The sequence below is a fragment of the Mycobacterium stomatepiae genome (genome assembly GCF_010731715.1).
GTDB lineage: Bacteria > Actinomycetota > Actinomycetes > Mycobacteriales > Mycobacteriaceae > Mycobacterium > Mycobacterium stomatepiae.
Window position 1 is genome coordinate 5,564,957 of record NZ_AP022587.1, and the last position, 18,281, is coordinate 5,583,237.

Annotated in this window: 16 protein-coding genes and 3 pseudogenes; 9 read left to right on the forward strand and 10 right to left on the reverse strand. The window is 65.1% G+C overall.

Annotation, left to right across the window (positions count from 1 at the left end):
* Nucleotides 1-10: 10 nt before the first annotated feature.
* Complete coding sequence (locus G6N54_RS31215; protein WP_264078380.1) at nucleotides 11-142, forward strand: hypothetical protein; 132 nt, start codon at nucleotides 11-13, stop codon at nucleotides 140-142.
* Between the two features lie 22 nt (nucleotides 143-164).
* Here the strand turns inward: G6N54_RS31215 and G6N54_RS26490 are convergent.
* The 6 genes and pseudogenes from G6N54_RS26490 to G6N54_RS26515 form a co-directional block, all read right to left on the reverse strand.
* Nucleotides 165-1,313 (reverse strand): annotated as a pseudogene (locus G6N54_RS26490) (thiolase family protein).
* Nucleotides 1,310-2,527, reverse strand: coding sequence for a CaiB/BaiF CoA transferase family protein (locus G6N54_RS26495; protein ID WP_163794998.1), 1,218 nt, complete (start codon nucleotides 2,525-2,527; stop codon nucleotides 1,310-1,312). Before G6N54_RS26495 ends, G6N54_RS26490 begins: the two are co-directional and overlap by 4 nt.
* A gap of 54 nt (nucleotides 2,528-2,581) precedes the next feature.
* Nucleotides 2,582-3,787, reverse strand: coding sequence for a cytochrome P450 (locus G6N54_RS26500; RefSeq protein ID WP_163793429.1), 1,206 nt, complete (start codon nucleotides 3,785-3,787; stop codon nucleotides 2,582-2,584).
* 165 nt (nucleotides 3,788-3,952) lie between these two features.
* A complete protein-coding gene (locus G6N54_RS26505; RefSeq protein ID WP_163788004.1) occupies nucleotides 3,953-4,114 on the reverse strand; it encodes a hypothetical protein in 162 nt (53 codons plus the stop codon).
* Between the two features lie 8 nt (nucleotides 4,115-4,122).
* Nucleotides 4,123-4,743, reverse strand: a complete 621-nt coding sequence (locus G6N54_RS26510) for a PaaI family thioesterase (protein WP_163793430.1) — start codon at nucleotides 4,741-4,743, stop codon at nucleotides 4,123-4,125.
* A pseudogene (locus G6N54_RS26515) lies at nucleotides 4,740-4,891 on the reverse strand (cysteine hydrolase); the annotation flags it as partial. The pseudogene G6N54_RS26515 and the gene G6N54_RS26510, both read right to left, overlap by 4 nt.
* Before the next feature lie 93 nt (nucleotides 4,892-4,984).
* Here G6N54_RS26515 and G6N54_RS26520 point away from each other — a divergent pair.
* From G6N54_RS26520 to G6N54_RS26535, 3 genes are all read left to right on the forward strand, one after another.
* Nucleotides 4,985-5,251 (forward strand): hypothetical protein, encoded by a 267-nt coding sequence (locus G6N54_RS26520; RefSeq protein ID WP_163793432.1) that lies wholly within the window; start codon nucleotides 4,985-4,987, stop codon nucleotides 5,249-5,251.
* Between the two features lie 10 nt (nucleotides 5,252-5,261).
* The gene (locus G6N54_RS26525) at nucleotides 5,262-6,398 is read left to right on the forward strand and encodes an alpha/beta hydrolase family protein (RefSeq protein WP_163793433.1); all 1,137 of its coding nucleotides are present in this window, start codon (nucleotides 5,262-5,264) and stop codon (nucleotides 6,396-6,398) included.
* 108 nt (nucleotides 6,399-6,506) lie between these two features.
* Nucleotides 6,507-7,574 (forward strand): TIGR03857 family LLM class F420-dependent oxidoreductase, encoded by a 1,068-nt coding sequence (locus tag G6N54_RS26535; RefSeq protein ID WP_163795000.1) that lies wholly within the window; start codon nucleotides 6,507-6,509, stop codon nucleotides 7,572-7,574.
* On the opposite strand, the pseudogene G6N54_RS26540 reads toward G6N54_RS26535, so the two are convergent.
* Nucleotides 7,571-9,066 (reverse strand): annotated as a pseudogene (locus G6N54_RS26540) (acyl-CoA carboxylase subunit beta). The gene G6N54_RS26535 and the pseudogene G6N54_RS26540 sit on opposite strands and share 4 nt — an antisense overlap.
* A gap of 86 nt (nucleotides 9,067-9,152) precedes the next feature.
* Between G6N54_RS26540 and G6N54_RS26545 the strand changes: the two are divergent.
* Both G6N54_RS26545 and G6N54_RS26550 read left to right on the forward strand, forming a co-directional pair.
* Nucleotides 9,153-10,175, forward strand: a complete 1,023-nt coding sequence (locus G6N54_RS26545) for an LLM class F420-dependent oxidoreductase (protein WP_163793436.1) — start codon at nucleotides 9,153-9,155, stop codon at nucleotides 10,173-10,175.
* Nucleotides 10,176-10,186: 11 nt separating this feature from the next.
* Complete coding sequence (locus G6N54_RS26550; RefSeq protein WP_163795002.1) at nucleotides 10,187-11,407, forward strand: cytochrome P450; 1,221 nt, start codon at nucleotides 10,187-10,189, stop codon at nucleotides 11,405-11,407.
* Nucleotides 11,408-11,411: 4 nt separating this feature from the next.
* Here G6N54_RS26550 and G6N54_RS26555 read toward each other — a convergent pair whose 3' ends face one another.
* Nucleotides 11,412-12,383: a quinone oxidoreductase family protein gene (locus G6N54_RS26555; RefSeq protein WP_163793438.1), complete on the reverse strand. Its 972-nt coding sequence runs from the start codon at nucleotides 12,381-12,383 to the stop codon at nucleotides 11,412-11,414.
* A gap of 145 nt (nucleotides 12,384-12,528) precedes the next feature.
* Between G6N54_RS26555 and G6N54_RS26560 the strand changes: the two genes are divergently transcribed.
* Genes G6N54_RS26560 through G6N54_RS26570 form a run of 3 tightly spaced genes read left to right on the forward strand, consistent with a single transcriptional unit; the run spans nucleotide 12,529 to nucleotide 15,750 of the window.
* On the forward strand, nucleotides 12,529-13,155 hold the full coding sequence (locus tag G6N54_RS26560; protein ID WP_163793440.1) for a TetR/AcrR family transcriptional regulator: 627 nt from the start codon (nucleotides 12,529-12,531) through the stop codon (nucleotides 13,153-13,155).
* A gap of 10 nt (nucleotides 13,156-13,165) precedes the next feature.
* A complete protein-coding gene (locus G6N54_RS26565) occupies nucleotides 13,166-13,843 on the forward strand; it encodes a hypothetical protein (RefSeq protein WP_163793442.1) in 678 nt (225 codons plus the stop codon).
* A gap of 2 nt (nucleotides 13,844-13,845) precedes the next feature.
* On the forward strand, nucleotides 13,846-15,750 hold the full coding sequence (locus G6N54_RS26570; RefSeq protein ID WP_163793444.1) for a YhgE/Pip domain-containing protein: 1,905 nt from the start codon (nucleotides 13,846-13,848) through the stop codon (nucleotides 15,748-15,750).
* An 8-nt stretch (nucleotides 15,751-15,758) separates the two neighbouring features.
* Here G6N54_RS26570 and G6N54_RS26575 read toward each other — a convergent pair whose 3' ends face one another.
* The gene (locus G6N54_RS26575; RefSeq protein WP_163793446.1) at nucleotides 15,759-16,916 is read right to left on the reverse strand and encodes a Zn-dependent alcohol dehydrogenase; all 1,158 of its coding nucleotides are present in this window, start codon (nucleotides 16,914-16,916) and stop codon (nucleotides 15,759-15,761) included.
* Nucleotides 16,913-18,139: a cytochrome P450 gene (locus G6N54_RS26580; protein ID WP_163793447.1), complete on the reverse strand. Its 1,227-nt coding sequence runs from the start codon at nucleotides 18,137-18,139 to the stop codon at nucleotides 16,913-16,915. Before G6N54_RS26580 ends, G6N54_RS26575 begins: the two co-directional genes overlap by 4 nt.
* Between the last annotated feature and the right edge of the window lie 142 nt (nucleotides 18,140-18,281).

Below are 18,281 nucleotides of genomic sequence, written 5' to 3' on the forward strand. Positions count from 1 at the left end.
GCACCCGAACATGAGCGATCACAACCACTATCACGATGTGCTGGATGACCTGAACCCGCGGCATCGTGCGCTGCGGAACATGATCCCGGGCGTGTACCGGGGCTTTGGCGAGGTGAGCAAGGCGGCATTGATCTCTGGCTGAACTCAGCCATCGAATGGTCCCGTCAGGTCGTCAGGATGGTCGCCGCGGCGGTGCCGGGGGCGCCGTACAACTGGGTGAAGCCCACCTTCGGATTTCCGGGCACCTGGCGATCGCCCGCCTCACCGCGGAGTTGGCGGACGATCTCGTGGACCTGTCGCAGACCAGAGGCGCCGATGGGCTCGCCGTTGGCGATCAGCCCGCCGTCGGTGTTGACCGGCATCGGGCCGTTGATCTCGGTGGCGCCGTCGGCCAGCAGCTTCTGCTGGTCGCCGTGCTCGCAGAACCCGCACTCGGCCATGTGGATGATCTCGGCGCCGGCATCGGTGTCCTGCAACTGGATCACGTCGACGTCGCCGGGAGCCACACCGGCCTTCTCGAATGCGGAGCGGGCAGCGTAAACCGTTGGTGCCACGTCCTCTTCGACCGGGGCGCAGGTGGTGTTGACCTCGTAGGCGCCGTAGCGGCGGGTGCGGACTTCCACTGCTCGCAGATAGACCGGCTTGGCGGTATAGCGGTGCGCGATGTCGGCCCGACACATCACCGCCGCCGCGGCGCCCTCGTCGGGCGCGCAGAACATGTACTGCGTCAGCGGATAGTTGAGCATCGTCGAGTTGAGGATGTTCTCTTCGGAGATCGGCTTGCGGCGAAATGCGTTCGGGTTCAAGGCTCCATTGCGGAAGTTCTTGGCTGCCACCTTGGCCAGCGTCTCCTGGGAGATATTGTGGTCGTGCAGCTAGCGGTTGGCCTTCATGCCGAAGAACTGGGTGGTCAGATATTGTCCGTTCTCCGCGTACCAGGTCGGCATGCCCACCAGTGCCGGGTCTTCGGTGAACGCTCCGCGCGGGTGCTTGTCCAAGCCGATCGCGATACCGATGTCGTAATCGCCTAACCGGATCCCGTCGGCGCAAGCCTTGACAGCACTGGCTGCTGTCGCGCAAGCGTTGAACACATTGGTGAACGGGATGCCGGTGAGCCCGACCATCCCGACGATCGCGTCCGGATTGGCGACCGTCCAGCTGCCGCCGGTGGCGAATTGGACGTCTTGCCAAGCGATACCGGCGTCAGCGACCGCGGCGAGGATGGCGTCGACGCCCATCTGCATGGCCGACTTGCCCTCGAATCGGCCGAACGGATGCAGGCCCGCCCCGATGATCGCCACGCCGTTGGTCATGCAATGGCTCCTGCGTTCTTGAGTTCTTCGATGCGGTCCCAATCCATGCCGATCTCCATCAAGACGATCTCGGTGTGCTCGGAGGCCTGCGGTGCCCGGGTGGTTTTCAGCGGCTCGTGGTTGAACTGGACCGGCCCGCGCACGACCTTGAACGGTGCACCACCCGCGGCGACCTCGACCTCGGCGATCATGTCGTTGGCGATGGCCTGCTCGTCGCTGGCCAGGTCGATCAGGCTCTGGAACGGCGCCCACTGGCCCTTCATCGTCTTCAGATGCTGGCGCCAATACTCGAAGGTCTTGACGGCGAAGGCTTTCGCGATCAGCTCGGCGGCCGCGCTGGCGTTCTGAATCAACGGCAGCACCTCGGAGAAGCGTTCGTCGTCGGCGGCTTCGGGGATGCCGAGATGCTCGAAGGTGTCGCGGATCAGGCCCGTGGGACTGATGATGCACAGGTTGATCGTGCCGCCGTCCGACGTCTCGTAGTTGCCCATGAACGGATTCACCGATATCGCGGAGGCAGAACCCGGCATCGGCGTACGCATCACCTCTCCGGTCTCCATGCCTTGGGTCATGCTGGCGCCCGCGGCCCACCAGGCGGTGCTCAACAGCGACACGTCGAGTTCAACCGCCTCCCCGGTGCGTTCGCGATGCAATAGGGCGGCCGAGATGCCGCCGGCGATGAACATGCCGCCGATGGAATCGCCGAATGCGGGAATGCCCTGTCCCAGTGCGCCGCCCAACTCCTCCGGAGTCAACGCATAGCCGATGCCACTGCGGGTCCAGAACGCGGTCCCGTCGTAGCCGCCGACATTGCGTTCGGGGCCCTTGTCCCCGTAAGCCGAACCGCGAGCGTAGATAATGTTCGGGTTCACCGCGCGAATGTGCTCGACGTCGAACTTGTGTGCCTGTCGCTGAGATGGCTTGTAGTTGGTCAGAAGCACATCGGAGGTTTTGGCCAGTTCGTAGATCACTTCCTGACCGCCCGGCGTGGACACGTCGATGCCGACGCTGCGCTTGCCGCGGTTGGGATGCTCCATCAGCGGATGCCGGTCCGGGTTGACCTGAATGCCGCCCATGTTCAGGAAGCCGCGCTGAGTATCGCCGCGCAGCGGGTGTTCGACCTTGATCACGTCTGCGCCCCAGTCGGCGAGGATCGCGCCCGCCGCCGGGACGAAGGTGAACTGAGCAACCTCGAGGACCCGAAAGCCCTGCATTACCTTGACCATTTCTCCCACCAACTCCGTCTTGACGTTTCTTAACCGCGGACGCTACTTGGCCCCGAACGTCACGGGAAGGGCCGTCGGCGAGCGGAAGGGCTGGCCGAAGATATGCGGGTCGTCGTCGGTGAGCAGGTTGATCTCGGCCAACCGATTCAGCAGGCATTCGACCGCGACCCGGGTTTCCAGCCGTGCCAGGTGCAGACCCAAGCAGGTGTGCTCACCGGCGGCGAAGGAGATGTGCGGCGTGGACTTGCGGAAGATGTCGAATTCCTCCGATCGTTCCCACCGCGCCTCGTCGCGATTGGCGGAGCCGACGCACACTCCGATCACCGAGCGTGCCGGTATCGTCACGCCTTCCAGAACGGTGTCCTCGGTGGTGAACCGCTGCACGGTGGTCAGCGGCGTCTCGACGCGCAGGCCTTCCTCGATCGCCAAGCCGATCAGCTCGCGATCGGCTTGTAGCGCGACGAACTGCTCGGGATGGGTGAGCAGCAGATACAGCAGGTTTCCCGAGGAGCGGTAGGTAGTTTCCAGCCCCGCGGGCAGCAGCAACCGCAGGAACGAGTAAATGGCCTCGTCGCTGAGCTTTTCGCCATCGATCTCGGCGGTCACCAGATCGCCGATGATGTCCTGGGTGGGTTTGGATTTGCGCTTGTCGATCTGTTCGACGAAGTAATCCTTCAGCGCCGCCGACGCCTCGAACGCCTTCTCGTAGTTGACGTGATAGCTGATCAACTGCACGGCGCGCTTGCGGAACATCGGCAGATCTTCGTCCGGCAATCCCAGCAGCCGGGCGATCACGCGGGTGGGGAATTCGAAGGTGTAATTGCGGACCAGGTCGGCGGTTCCGGCATCGATGAATTCGTCGATCAACGCGTTGCAGATCGGACGGACGATCTCGGGCTCCCAGCGGGCCAGCGCTCTGGACTTGAATGCCGCCGACACCAGGTTGCGGTGTTCGCGGTGCTTCTTTCCCTCCATCGCCAGGATGGTTGGACCCATGAACAGGCCGATCGTCTTGTCGTACGGCTCGGAGCTGAACACCCGTCCGTCCCGGAACACCGTGTTGACCGCGTTGAACGACACCGCGGAGTATTCGTTCTTGGGCAGCAAGGACTCGGGAGTCTTGGTGTAATCCATGACTGTCCCGCGGAACACGCCGGACTGACGACGCTTGTGTGCGAAGTACGGATAGGGGTCACGCAGATCGACGGTTTCCTCGCCGGTACCGGCGGTGTGAACGTCGGTTGTCACCTAAATCTCCAGCATCTGCGCGCGAACGGGCGGTCGTTACATGAGATCGTACTGTAATTATTACAGTAGACAACATGGGGCTTAGGATCCGCATCAGCACAGTCGAACACGCGTGGACCCCGCAGCCGGTGGAATCATCTGCGCGGCAAAGTCGCCCGCTGTTGCCTAGCGGGAGTGCAGATACGCCGCGAGGCGGTGAGACCGCTCGATGATCTGCGCGTAGCTGAATCGCCGATCGCCCTGGATCAGCAGGTCGCGGTCGCCGATCGTCGCCGCGACGGCGTTCGCGACGGTAGGGATCGTGAATTGTGTTGCACTATCAGACATTATGCCTCTCACGGCTGGTGGGGTAGCAGACGGACCATCAGGCCATTGGCCTCGGTCAGCAGCGATCCGTCGGCCGCGGTCATTGTCGCGGAGATGAAGACTTTCCTGCCGTCGATCTCGGCGATGCGGCCCTGGGCGGTCAATGGCTCGTCGATCGGCGTGATCTTGCGGTAGTCGGCGTGGAGGTACCCGGTGCGTGTCAGGCGAATTCCGGCGCTGGTGACCACCATTCCGAACAGCCAGTCGTAGAGCAGCGGGATCATCCCACCGTGCACGGCGTTGTTGCCGCCCACGTGAGACCGGGTGAAGTGACCGTTCATCGTGACGCCGTGGGTTCCGGCGTCGGTCACCGTCCACGGCGGCATCAGCGGATGGGCCAATCCGGGCAGGCTCAGTACTCGGCCGGCTTGGACCTCGGTTTCGGGAACCTGATGACCGTCTAGTAGCGCGCAGGCGCTGTCGAGGTGCGCGGTCGCGGCGGCCCACAGCGAGCTGTCCGGGTTGGTGGAGACGGTCAGATCCTGTAAGCGGCGCAGTGCCGCCACGAATGGGCCCAACTCTTCGGGTGCGTCTTCGACCGTCCTGACGTCGGGAAATCCTCCGCGTGTTCCGGGCGCCGTGTCGGTCATGACGTCCTCCAAGCGGTCAACAGATCGTCGGTCGTGGTGATCGTCGCCAGTGACGACAGCGTGCTGGCAATCACCGCGGCACCGTACTCGGCGGGATGCCCGCCGCGGCGTCGGCGGGGACGACGACGCGGTAGGCGGGGTTCACCGCAGCTTCTCACAAGTTCTGCTAGATACTAAACCCGTTACAGTATAGATTTCAGCAGGTCCGCAGAAGTTGTTCCAGGGATCGGCAGGGAGCGTGATGACGCGAGCGGGTATCTCGGCGGCCGACGAGCTGGAAGAGCTTGGGAAATTGAAGGCGCGGTACTGCTGTTTGCCGGACACCAAGGACGTCGAAGCCTGCGTGTTCACCACCGACATGGTCGTCACCCCGGAGCCGACCCTCACCTCGGCCACCACTGCGACCGGTAGCTGGGCGATGCAAGATCTGCCGATCTTCGCCGGCGGCCGCGAGATGCACGGCGCGGAGATCGCCGTCGGCGGATATGCCGGTTTCAAGTTGGCTTAGGGTGAGCGCCATGTCATGGGCGACACGCGGGATTGACATCGGCCGTGAATTGGGCTTGGTGCTGCCGCGCACGGTGGCCGGCCTCAACGAATCGACGGGCTGGGTCCCGGCGTCACCGCGGGGACTGCGCCAGTTCGGCGAGGTCATGCTGGACGAACTTGTCCTGAGTGGCTTTTCGCTGCTGGGCGGAAACCTGAGCGAGCGGGTGCGTCCGCTGAGCGAATGCGAGCCGGCCGCCGAGCAGTTGTCGACGCTGGGTGTCGACGGCGCGCACGCCGCACCAAAACCCTTGCATGCGACATCGATACGGCGACACCGCATCGGCGGACTGGCCTACGAGCGGATGACGTTCGAACACGATCCGGAGCTGCCGGAGGCGCTGGCGGCCGGGGGCCTCGGTGGTCCGGCCAGGGCGTTGGTGCACCTGTGTCGCCACCGCGACCGTCCCCGTCCGTGGCTGGTCTGGGTGCACGGAGCCGGCCAGGGCGGCACCGAAGATCTGCTGCTGTCCCGCATCGGCCGCATTCACCACACGCTGGGGTTCAACGTGGCGATGCCGGTGCAACCGGGTCACGGGTGCCGTCGCCGCGAATGGCCGGCCTATCCGGACCTGGATCCACTCGGCAACGTCGCGGGCATGATGCGCTCGGTCTCCGAGGTGCGTGCGGTCGTGCGCTGGGTGCAGCCGCAAGCGAGTGCCGTTGTGGTGTCCGGTATTTCGATGGGAACACCCGTTGCCGCGCTGGTTTCACATCTTGAGCGGCAGATCGACGCGGTAGCGCTCTACACCCCGATCCTGGGCCTCAACGGGATGATCGCGCGGCACGTGTCACGCTTCGGGACCGGCCGCGGCGAATTCCGCGAGCTGCTGGGGTCGCCGGTGGTCGCGCGGCTGACCTCGGTGATCGACCCGCTGGCGGTCGATCCGGCGCCGCCGCAGCGAAGGCTGATCGTCGGGGCATGGCACGATCGGATGGCGATGCGCGAGCCAACCGACGCTTTGCAGCAACGCTGGGGCGGCCAGCTCTATTGGTACGACGGCAGCCACGTCGGCCACATCTTCTCTCGCCGCGTGCAGAAGGTTTCCGAGCGTTTCCTGCGCGAAGTGGTCTGGCAAAACGGGCCAGAAAAGGTGTCTCGGCGATGACGGCCATCCGGACGGCACGCGAAGTCGTCGAACTGTACAACCTGGCGGCGAAGTCGAAATCGCCAGGATGGAGATCTTCCGCGTCGTCGCCGGGAAGATCACCGAAGTCTGGAATTGTGGCTACCAGCAAGGAGTCTGGAGTTGACCAACACACTTGACGAATTGGGCTACTACCTGCTGGCCGGGGCCGGAGGTGATGGTCCGGCGACCTTGATGGACGAGGCTCGCCGCGGCGAGGAGCACGGCTTCGGCACCGCCTGCATCTCCGAGCGCTGGAACGTCAAGGAGGCGTCGTCTCTGGTCGGGGCGGCGTGCGCGGTGACCAACCGGATGCAGATCGCCACCGCCGCAACCAATCACAACACGCGGCATCCGCTGATCACCGGATCGTGGGCGACCACGATGCACCGGCTCTCGCGTGGACGGTTCACCTTGGGCATCGGCCGGGGCATCGCGGCGATCTATGGCGCCTTCGGCATCCCCGCCGTCACGACCGCGCAGATGGAGGATTGGGCCCAGGTAATGCGTCGTCTGTTCCACGGCGAGCTGATCTTCAACCATGAAGGTCCGATGGGTAAATACCCGCTCCTCTTCCTCGACCCGGACTTCAACGAGGACATCCGATTGGCGCTGGTCGCGTTCGGGCCCAACACGCTTGAGCTCGGTGGCCGCGCCTTCGATGACGTCATCCTGCACACCTACTTCACTCCGGAGACTTTGCAGCGCTGTGTCGCAACCGTCAAGAACGCAGCGGAGAAGGCCGGCCGTGACCCCGGCAGCGTGCGGGTGTGGTCGTGCTTCGCCACGGTCGGCGACCACCTTCCCGAGCAGCTACGGCTGAAGAAGACCGTCGCCCGGCTGGCCACCTACCTGCAGGGTTACGGCGACCTGATGGTCAAGACCAACGACTGGGATCCCGCCGTGCTGCAACGGTTCCGGGCCGACGCCGTCGTCACCTCGATTGCCGGCGGGATCGACCACAAGGCCACGGCCGAGCAGATCGAGCACATCGCGACGCTGATTCCCGACGAGTGGCTGGAACCGTCGGCGACCGGGTCGGCAAGTGCGTGTGCGGACCGTATTCGCAAGGAATTCGAGTACGGCGCCGACGCGTTGATCATGCACGGCGCGACACCCGACGAGCTGGAGCCGGTGGTCACCGCCTATCGCGCTTAGGGCAGGATCGCCGTCCGGCTGACCGGCTCGGCGGCGGCCTGCCGGGCCGACAGGCTTCGAAGCAGGGAGGCCAGCAAGGCGTCACGGGTCTCGCGGGGATCGATTAGTTCGTCGAATCCCATGCTTTCGGCCGAGCGATACGACGCCTGCAGCTCGGCGTCACGCAACTTGGCGGTGACGTCCTCGCCGGCGTGCGTCGCCCGGCCCAGCGCGGCCGCGCTCATGGCACCCATCGTCGCGCCGGGGTAGGCGAAGGTTGCCGATTGGCTGTCGAAACCCAACAGCGACATGACCATCGAGCCGAACCCGTACGCCTTGCGCAGCGTTACGTGCAGCTTGACGGTGGTGGCCGCGGTCTGGGCAGCGAACATCCGCGCGCCGGCGCGCAGCACGCCGCTGCGCTCGGACCGGCTGCCGGGCAGCATGCCCGGATTGTCCGCGAAGAAGATCAGCGGCAGGTGGAACGAGTCGGCCACCATGATGAAATGCGCCGCCTTGTCCGCGGCGTCGGCATCGATCGAGCCGGCCAGCACGTTGGGTTGGTTCGCGACGACCGCGACGGGGTGGCCACCGAGATGGGCCAGCGCGCAGATGATCGCCTTGCCGTACTGCGGCTGCACCTCGAACCAGTCGGGCCGGTCGAAGACCACGTCGAGCACGGCGCGCATGTCGTAGACGCGGCGGTTGTCGCGCGAAACGATGTCGAGCAGTTCCGGTGTCGGCCGTGGCTCGCTGTACTCGTCGGGGGGCAGCGGCGACGGATACGACCATGCGCTGGCCGGGAAGTAGGACAGGTAGCGGCGGATGTCGGCAATGACGGCCCCGTCGTCTTCGGCGACGTTGTGGATGACCCCGCTGGGCAACGCGGTGACGGGGCCACCGAGGTCCTCCTTCGAAATGTCTTCTCCGGTCGACTCTTTGACGACCGGCGGCCCGGCGGTGAAGATGGCGCCCTGAGTGCTCATGATTCGGAAGTCGCACACCGGTGCCACCAGCGCGCCGTGTCCGGCCGACGGGCCGAGCACGGCCGCGACGGTCGGCACCTTGCCCGAGCATTGCGCCTGGGCGAGCAGGTCGGTGGGGGCGCGCCCGTAGTGCCCGCCGCCGGGGCGAAAGCCCGCACCTTCGAGCAGCATCACCAGCGGCGTCTTGTCGCGCAACGCCAGCTCCGCGATGCGGTAGCGCTTGGAGTTGCCGCCTGGGCCGATGCTCCCGGCCAGGGTGGTGAAGTCCTCGGCGCCCAGCATCACCGGTGAGCCGCTGATCGAGCCCGAGCCGACCACCAGCCCGTCGGCCGCGATTTCGCCCCGACGAGCGTGCCGATTTCGCGGAAGGTGCCCGGGTCGAGAAGTAGGTCGATGCGTGCGCGGGCGTCGAGCTTGCCCTTGCCCCGATGTTTGTCCAGCCGCTCCGGTCCGCCCATGCCCCACGCGTGCCGACGCCGACGGTCGAGGTCGGTGAGCGTCTCCTCCCAGTCCGGGGGTTTTGTCATGCTTCTTTCCTACCTCTGTGGGGAAATGGTCGCGCGTCCAGATCAGCAGGGTCACATACTGGATTGCTTACTGTAAAGTTACCCGCATGCTTGACGGCCCCCGCCTCAAGATCGACGGCGGCATCCCCAATCGACTCGATCGCGTGGTCGAAGCCGTCGGCAACCTGGAACATCAGGGGTATGACGGTGGCTGGACCGCCGAAACCAGCCACGACCCGTTCCTGCCGCTGCTGCTGGCCGCCGAGCACACGTCGCGACTCGAGCTCGGCACCAACATCGCCGTGGCGTTCGCGCGCAATCCGATGATCGTCGCCAACGTCGCCTGGGACTTGCAGGCGTATTCGCAGGGCCGCTTCATCCTGGGGCTGGGCACCCAGATTCAGCCTCATATCGAGAAACGATTCAGCATGCCGTGGAGTCATCCGGCTCGGCGGATGCGCGAATTCGTCTCCGCGCTGCATGCCATCTGGTCCGCCTGGAACGGCGAGGCCAAGCTGAGTTTCGAGGGCGACTTCTATACCCACAGGATCATGACGCCGATGTTCACCCCGGAACAGCACCCGTATTCGGTGCCGAAGGTGTTCGTCGCGGGGGTCGGCGAGGTGATGACCGAGATGTGCGGTGAGGTCGCCGACGGCCACCTCGGTCACCCGATGGTCTCGAAGCGCTACCTCAACGAGGTGACGGTGCCGGCGCTGTTGCGCGGGATGGCGCGCAGCGGCCGCAGCCGCGGCAACTTCGAGGTGTCGTGCGAGGTGATGGTGGCGACTGGAGAAAACGACGCCGAGTTGGCGGCGGCCATGACGGCCGCGCGCAAGCAGATCGCCTTCTACGGATCCACGCCCGCCTACAGCAAGGTGCTCGCGCTGCATGGCTGGGGCGACCTGTACGCCGAGCTGAATCGCCTTTCCAAGCAGGGGGAGTGGGACGCGATGGGCTCGCTGATCGACGACGAGATGCTGTCGGCCTTCGCCGTCGTGGGCCCCGTGGACCAGGTCAGCGCCGCCCTGAAAAGCCGGTGTGAGGGCGTGGTCGACCGCGTGTTGCCGATCTTCTACAACGCTTCCCGGCCCTGTATCACCGCAGCAATGAAGGAGTTTCGCCAGTGAGCACAGCGACGATGGACGACGCCGGAAGGGTGCTGGGGGATCCGTTGGCGTACACCGACGAGAAACGGCTACACGAGGCGCTGACTCATTTGCGCGCCACCGCGCCGGTAGCCCGGGTCGAGGTGCCGGACTACAAGCCGTTCTGGGCGATCACCAAACACGCCGACATCATGGACATCGAGCGCGAGAACATGTTGTTCACCAACTGGCCGCGGCCCGTCCTGACAACCACCGTGGGCGACGAGCTGCAAGCCGCCGCCGGGGTACGCACGTTAATCCACCTGGACGACCCGCAGCACCGGGTGATACGCGCGATCGGTTCGGACTGGTTTCGGCCAAAGGCGATGCGCGCGTTGAGGATGCGCGTCGACGAACTCGCCAGGATCTACGTGGACAAGATGCTCGCCGTCGGGCCGGAATGCGACTTCGTCCAGCAGGTCGCGGTGAACTACCCGCTGTTCGTGATCATGTCGCTCCTGGGCATCCCGGAAGCCGACTTCGCCCGGATGCTCAAGCTCACCCAGAAGCTATTCGGCAGCGACGACTCGGAGTTCAAACGCGGCAGCACGAATGAGGATCAGATTCCGGCGTTGCTCGACATGTTCGGTTACTTCAACGGCGTGACCGCGGCCCGCCGCGAGAATCCGACCGAGGATCTCGCCTCGGCGATCGCCAACGCCCGCGTCGACGGCGAGCCGCTGTCCGACATCGACACCGTGTCCTACTACCTGATCGTGGCGACGGCGGGCCACGACACCACCAGCGCGACCATCTCCGGCGGCCTGCAGGCGCTGATCGAAAACCCGGACCAGCTGGACCGGCTACGCAACAATCTCGACCTGATGCCATTGGCCACCGAGGAGATGATCCGCTGGGTCACCCCGGTCAAGGAGTTCATGCGGACCGCCAACGAGGACACCACCGTGCGCGGAGTACCGATCGCCGCAGGGGATTCCGTGCTGCTGTCCTACGTGTCGGGCAACCGCGACGAGGATGTCTTCGGCGACCCGTTCCGCTTCGACGTATCGCGTGATCCCAATAAGCATCTCGCCTTCGGCTACGGCGTGCACTTCTGCATGGGTGCCGCGCTGGCCCGCATGGAAGTCAACAGCTTCTTCTCAGAGTTGGTGCCCAGGCTCAAATCGATTGAGCTGACCGGTGATCCGGAATTGATCGCCACGACGTTCGTCGGTGGTCTCAAACACCTGCCGGTGCGCTACTCGCTGGTCTGAGTCACTAGGGTGTGAGCACCACCGATCCGACGGTCTTGCGCGCCTGGAGGTCTCGGTGCGCGTCGGCCGCTTGCGCAAGCGGGTAGCGGGCGCTCACCGTCACCGTGATGACGCCGGCGGCGATTGCCTCGAACAATTCCCCTGTTCGCCAGGCGAACTCGGCGCGGCCGCGCACGAAGTGGGCCCGCGACGGCCTGGTGAGGTACACCGAGCCGGCCGCGTTCAGTCGCTGGGGATCCAGCGGCGCGACCGGCCCGCTGGCGGCGCCGAAGAGTGCGAGTGTTCCGCGCACGGACAGGCTGGCCAGGCTGGCGTCGAAGGTGGATTTGCCGACACCGTCGTACACGGCCTCCGCACCGCCGTCGGTCAGCGCACGGACTTTCGCGCCGAACTCCTGCGGGTCGTCGGGATAGTCGAGCACCTCGACCGCGCCGGCTTGGCGCGAAAGCTCCGCTTTGGCCGGGGTGGACGCCGTGGTGATGACGCGCCCGCCCAGGCTGGTTGCCCACTGCGTCAGGATCAGGCCGACCCCGCCCGCACCGGCGTGCAGCAACACGGTGTCGCCGGGCTGCACTGGATACACCGACTTGACCAGCAAGTGCGCCGTCATGCCTTTCAGCAAAGCCGCGGCCGCGACATCGGAAGCAACATCGTCGGGCAACACGGCAACGAGATCTGCTGGCGCAATGCAATATTCGGCGTAGGAGCCGATGGCGTCCGCGGTAGCGACCCGGTCGCCCACCCGAAATCCGGTGACGCCGGAACCCGTTGCTGCCACGGTGCCGGCCACCTCCGCGCCTAGCACGAATGGCAACTCGTGCGGATACAACCCGGTCCGGAAGTAAGTGTCTATGAAGTTCACGCCGATCGCCTCGGCCTTGATCAACACCTCACCGGGGCCGGGGGAGGGTGGTGAGATCTCAATGTAGGAAAGAACTTCCGGCCCACCCAGCTCTCTGACTTCGATTGCATGCATGGCCACAGTGTGCGTCACGGGCGTGAGCCTGTCGACGTGGTTGTGATCGAGTACACCGGACGCCGTCCCACGCTGCGCAGGATTTCCCAAAGTCGGCATGGGGCCTCTTTCGATACTGATTAGTATCTAATCGATACCGAGGAGTATGCTGCTGGACATGTCGCCGGTCAAGCCACCTCGAACGCGCCCCACTCGTGGCGAGGTGCGCGACCGGATCCTGGATGCGGCCTCGAAAGTATTCGCCGCTGACGGATTCGCGGGTGCCACCATCGATGCGATCGGTCAGGCGGCGGGCTTCACGAAGGGTGCGGTCTACTCGAACTTCGAGTCGAAGGACGAACTGTTCCTCGCCCTGGTCGACCGCGAATTCGAGCTACGCGGCGAGCAGATCGCGACGGTGCTGGACAACAGCGGCGGTGACACCGGCGCGGCCGCAAACGAGTTGAGCCGATCGGTGCTCGACTCGGTTCGTGACCATTCCGACTATTACGTCCTGCTGGTCGAGTACTGGCTGCGCGCACAACGCGATCCGCAGCTTCGCGAGCGACTGATCGAACGCCGTCGTTCCGCCGCCGACCAAGCGGTTCACATAGTCAGATCGACCGACACCGGGCCGTCGGACCGGCGGCTGGCCGACGTCGCCCAGCTCGTCGTCACCCTTAATTTGGGCGTCGCGATGGAAGAGGTCTTGCGCCCCGGAACCATCAACGCTGACCTGCTCACGCAACTGATCACCGCGCTGCTGGAATCGGTTCCGGATTCTGGCGATTAGGAGAGCCCACATGGATACGACAGACGAGCCGGACGCCGCTGAACCGGTGATCACCGCCGCCGGATTGGGGGTCGACGGCGAGCACGGACCCTTGTTCTCGGGCGTTGATCTCACGCTTACGCCGGGCTTTCACGCGATTCAGATGCCTGGCGGACCGGGACAGACCACGCTGCTGTTGACCCTCGCGGGGCGCTTCAAGCCCAGCCACGGCTCGCTGACCGTGCTCGGCGAAACGACACCGCACGCGATTCGCCGGCACTGTTCCATCGCCGCCTTCGACGATATCGACGACCTGGAGGAGTCGGTGACCGTGGCGACGGTGCTCGCCGAACAATGCCGGTGGTTGGCGCCGTGGTATTCGCTGGTGCCGCCGCAGGCCGGCCAGGCCGAGCTGACCGAGGTCTTCGGTGAAACGCCGCCGCCGCCCTCGGGTGCCTACATCGTCGAATTGTCCGATCTGGAACTGCTTTTGCTGCGCATCACGTTGGCCGTGCTGTCGAACCGACCAGTGCTGGTGGTCGGCGACCTCGAGCAGGTTCGTGACAATGCGCGGCGGGCGATCGCGGTGCAACGGCTAGGCGCTCTCGCGAAGCAGCGCACTGTCGTCGTCGGCGTCACCAACCCGCTCGGCACCGACGCACCCGACCACGAACTTCACGATCACCGGATCTTGACCGAAGGGGATTGACGATGCTGGCTGGACTCGCATTCGGTTCGGAGCTAAAGCGTTTCGGTCGCAACCGGCTGACGCGGGTGGCGATCGTCGTGCTGATGCTGTTGCCGTTGGTGTATGGGGCGCTCTACCTGTGGGCATTCTGGGATCCTTTCGGCCACACCAACAAAATGCCGGTGGCACTGGTCAATTCGGACCGTGGCGCCATGATCAACGGGGAGCAGTTCAACGCCGGCGCAGAGATCGCCAAAAGCCTGACCGCGGACGGCGGCTTGGACTGGCACGTCGTGGACTTATCGGAGGCGCGCAGGGGGGTCGACCACGGCAAGTACTACTTCATGGTCGAATTGCCGCCCGACTTCAGCGAGTCGATCGCGTCGCCGGTGACCGGGCAACCCAAGAAGGCCAACCTGATCGCCGTCTACAACGACGCCAACAACTACATCTCGACGAGCATCGGTCGCACCGCGATCAGCCAGGTGCTCAACGCCGTGTCCGACCGGATCTCCGGACACGCAGTCAATCACATGCTCTCGGTGGTGGTTTCGTCCGGGGCGGGTATCAAGCAGGCAGCCGACGGGGCGGCTCGACTCGACGACGGCGCGGGTCAGCTGTTGAGCGGTCTTGACTCCGCGAGGTCGGGCTCGGCGAAGCTCGCCGACGGCGCCCGGCAACTCTCGGACGGAATCAACCAGGCCACCGACCCGCTGCTCGCGATAACCGGTGCGCTGTCGCAGATCAGCGGCAATACGCAGCAACTGCAACAGGGTGCCAGCGCGCTGCAGCAGGCCAACGATCAGATCGGTGCGATCGCCACCGCGCAGGACGCCGCCGCCAACTCGCTGTCGTCGGTGATCGATCAGCTTTCCGCGCGACAGGATCCGCTGGCGAACAACCTGCGCGGCGTTCAGGATCAGCTTCGGGGACATCAGTTCACGCCGCAGATCCGCCAGCAGCTCACCGACGCGCAAAACGCCGCGATCGCGATGACCTCGGCCCTGCGCGGACCGGGCAGCCCGCTGGGGTCGGCCCTCGACCAAGTCGGCAATCGGGGGCGGGAGCTGACGAGCAAGCTCACCCAGCTCCGCGACGGAGCTCAGCAGCTCGCCGCCGGTAACGCCGAATTAGCCGGCGGCATAGCCAAACTCGACGACGGAGCACGGCAGCTCAAGGCGGGATCGGCCGAGCTGGCGACCAAACTTGCCGACGGGGCCAAGCAGTTACCCAACTGGACAACCCAGCAGAAGGACGCGGTCGCGGACACCATCGGTGGTCCGGTGCAACTCGAAGCTTCACACGAGAACGCCGCGCCCAACTTCGGTACCGGGATGGCGCCGTTTTTCCTGACGCTGGCCCTGTTCTTCGGCGCGTTGGTGCTGTGGATGGTGCTGCGGCCCTTGCAGAGTCGTCCGATCGCCGCAGAGGTGCTCGCGCTCCGCGTGGTGCTGGCCAGTTACCTTCCTGCGGCTGCCATCGCGCTTTTCCAGGCGGTCATTCTGTATTGCGTGGTTCGATTCGCCCTCGGGATGCACGCGGTGCATCCGGTGGCCATGTTGGGTTTCATGGTGCTGATCTCCGCGGCATTCGTGGCCGCGACGCAGGCGATCAACGCGCTGGTCGGTCCGGCGGTGGGCCGGGTGCTGATCATGGCCCTGCTGATGCTGCAGCTCGTCAGCGCCGGCGGCATGTACCCCGTGGAGACCACGTCACGGCCCTTCCAGATTTTGCATCGCTTCGACCCGATGACCTACGGCGTCAACGGGCTGCGGCAGCTCATCCTCGGCGGTATCGACGTCCGGCTCTGGCAGGCGATCGTCGTGCTGGTGGTGATAACGGCCGTCTCCCTGGCGATTTCATCGGTGTCCGCACGAAGAGACCGAACCTGGAATGTCAGCAGGCTGATCCCGGCGATCAAGATGTAGCTACTGACCTATTCGATGCCGAAATCGATGACGCCCCGGACGATCTTGCCGTTGCGCAGATCGTCGTAGGCTTCGTTGATGTCGTCGAGCCGGTATCGCCGGGTGATCATCTCGTCGAGCTGCAGCTGGCCGGTCTGGTAGAGCCGGGCCAGCCGGAAGACGTCGGCCCTCGGGTTGCACGAACCGAATACGGTGCCGGCGAGCGACTTGTTCGACAGGATGAAGTCCTGCAGGTCGATGTTCACCGAGCTGGTCAACTGCGAGGTCATGCCGGTCAGCACGCAGGTTCCGCCCTTGCGGGTGAGTCGCACCGCGTCGCGGACATCCTCGGGCGTGATCAGTGACGGCGAGACCACGACGGCGTCGGCCATCACGCCGTAGCTCAGCTCGCGCACCAGATCGATTGCCTCGACCGCGGTTGCGGCGGTGTGAGTGGCGCCGAACCGCAACGCCGACTTCTGTTTGAATTCCACCGGATCGACCGCGACGATGTGCGCGGCACCGCCTACCCGGGCGCCCTGGATCGCGCCCGTACCGATTCCACCGACACCGATCACGACGACGGCGTCACCCGGTCGCATGTTGGAGCGGTTGGTCACCGAACCGAACCCGGTCGGTATCGCGCAGGACAACAGCGCGCTGGGCACCAGCGGCAGGTGTGGCTCGATCTTCACCAGCGAATTCATTGACACCACAGTGTGTTTGGAAAACGCTCCCACCTTGGCCAGGTGGCCCAGCGGCTTACCGTCGGCGGTGTGATGGCGGTAGGTCCCGTCGGTCGGCATGCCCGGCGTCAGCACGCTGGCACCCATGTCGCAGATGTACTCCATACCGCTCGCGCACCAGCGGCATTGGCCGCACACCGCGACGAACGACATCACCACGTGGTCACCCGGCACGAATTCCGTTACGCCGTCCCCCACTTCGCGCACGACACCCGAACCTTCGTGACCGCCGATCATCGGGAACATGGTGGGCAATCCGAGCGAGCGCAGCATCTCGTTGGGCGCCGACATGTCGCCCTTGAGTATGTGATCGTCGGAGTGGCACATCCCGGCCGCGGCCATCTCGACCAGAACCTCGCCCGCGCGCGGCGCGTCCAGTTCGAAATCCTCGACAGACCAGGGCCCGCCGACGTCGTGCAGGATCGCCGCCCGGCTTTTCATGCGGCGGGGGTGAACGTGACGGGGAGCTTGTTCGGCGACCGGAAGGTGAGACCGATGATCCTGGACTCCTCACCGGTGCCGTCGTCGGGAACGAACGCGAGATCCGAAACCCGGTCGAGCAGACTGTTCAACATGACCCGGGTTTCCAGCCGGGCCAAATGCATTCCCAGGCACATGTGGATGCCGCCGGCGAACGCGATGTGCGCCTGGCGCGGCCGGTGGATATCGAAGCGATTGGCGTCGGGCCAACGACTTTCGTCTCGATTGGCGGAGCCCATGCACATGTCGATCTGCGCGCCCGCGGGGATTGTCTTGCCGCCGATTTCGACTTCCTCGGTGGTGGTGCGCATGACCATGGTCAGTGGCGTCTCGACTCGCAGGCCTTCCTCGATCGCGGCCGGGATCAGCGACCGGTCCTGCCGGACCATCTCCAGTTGCTCGGGGTGGGTCAGCAGCAGGTACAACAGGTTGTCCGACGACCGGTAGGTCGTCTCCAGCCCGGCAGGCAGCAGCAGGCGCAAGAACGCGATGATCGCGTCGTCGGTGAGTTTCTCGCCGTCGATCTCGGCGGCGACCAGGTCGCCGATGATGTCGTTGGTGATCCGGCGCCGGCGCTGCTCCACCTGCTCGAGGAAGTAGCCATGCAACTCGGTCGCGGCGTTGAGCCCCGCCATGATGTCGGTCGGAATCGAGATGAGGTCAAGCGACAGCCGCCGGAACATGTCGAGATCCTCCGGGGGCAGCCCGAGCAGCACCGAGATGATCCGGGTCGGGAACTCGAACGTCAGCGCCTTCACCAGGTCGGCGTGACAGTCGTGCTTGATTTCGTCGATCAGCTGGTCGCACACCGGACCGATGACCGACGGCTCCCATCGTTCCAGCGCGGCGGCTCGAAAAGCCTTGGCCACCAAGCTGCGATGGTCGTGGTGTTCCTTGCCGCCCATCGCCAGGATGGTGTGACCCATGACCAAACCGATGGTCTTCTCGTAGGCGGCCGACGTGAACACCCGATCGTCGCGGAAGGCTTGGAACACACCGTCATAGCCGAACAGCGCCCACTCGTCGCTCGGCCGCAGCTCCTCCGGCATCTGAGAGTGATCCCCGAGCGCGCCGTGCCAGACCGGATCGGTACGCCGCATGTACTCGTAGAACGGATAGGGACTGGTCTCACCGGTGAAATCGAGGGTGACGGGCTGGCCGACGGGGTCGGTGCTTAACGGCATCAGCGCTCCTCCTGAGCAACCGGTAAGGCCGTTGACGCGGGCCGGTCCTGACCGCCCCGGCGTCTTCGGCGGGTGTGTCCGAGTGGATTTTCGCTATCATAGTATAAATAGCAAGGCTTGTGATGGTTACCGTAACGGGCTC

Excerpts from the sequence above, each read along its gene's own strand:
- G6N54_RS31215 (WP_264078380.1), top strand. The coding sequence starts at position 11 with ATGAGCGATCACAACCACTATCACGATGTGCTGGATGACCTGAACCCG.
- G6N54_RS26495 (WP_163794998.1), bottom strand. The coding sequence starts at position 2,527 with ATGCAGGGCTTTCGGGTCCTCGAGGTTGCTCAGTTCACCTTCGTCCCG.
- G6N54_RS26505 (WP_163788004.1), bottom strand. The coding sequence starts at position 4,114 with ATGTCTGATAGTGCAACACAATTCACGATCCCTACCGTCGCGAACGCC.
- G6N54_RS26510 (WP_163793430.1), bottom strand. The coding sequence starts at position 4,743 with ATGACCGACACGGCGCCCGGAACACGCGGAGGATTTCCCGACGTCAGG.
- G6N54_RS26520 (WP_163793432.1), top strand. The coding sequence starts at position 4,985 with ATGACGCGAGCGGGTATCTCGGCGGCCGACGAGCTGGAAGAGCTTGGG.
- G6N54_RS26525 (WP_163793433.1), top strand. The coding sequence starts at position 5,262 with ATGTCATGGGCGACACGCGGGATTGACATCGGCCGTGAATTGGGCTTG.
- G6N54_RS26545 (WP_163793436.1), top strand. The coding sequence starts at position 9,153 with ATGCTTGACGGCCCCCGCCTCAAGATCGACGGCGGCATCCCCAATCGA.
- G6N54_RS26550 (WP_163795002.1), top strand. The coding sequence starts at position 10,187 with ATGGACGACGCCGGAAGGGTGCTGGGGGATCCGTTGGCGTACACCGAC.
- G6N54_RS26555 (WP_163793438.1), bottom strand. The coding sequence starts at position 12,383 with ATGCATGCAATCGAAGTCAGAGAGCTGGGTGGGCCGGAAGTTCTTTCC.
- G6N54_RS26560 (WP_163793440.1), top strand. The coding sequence starts at position 12,529 with ATGCTGCTGGACATGTCGCCGGTCAAGCCACCTCGAACGCGCCCCACT.
- G6N54_RS26565 (WP_163793442.1), top strand. The coding sequence starts at position 13,166 with ATGGATACGACAGACGAGCCGGACGCCGCTGAACCGGTGATCACCGCC.
- G6N54_RS26570 (WP_163793444.1), top strand. The coding sequence starts at position 13,846 with ATGCTGGCTGGACTCGCATTCGGTTCGGAGCTAAAGCGTTTCGGTCGC.
- G6N54_RS26575 (WP_163793446.1), bottom strand. The coding sequence starts at position 16,916 with ATGAAAAGCCGGGCGGCGATCCTGCACGACGTCGGCGGGCCCTGGTCT.
- G6N54_RS26580 (WP_163793447.1), bottom strand. The coding sequence starts at position 18,139 with ATGCCGTTAAGCACCGACCCCGTCGGCCAGCCCGTCACCCTCGATTTC.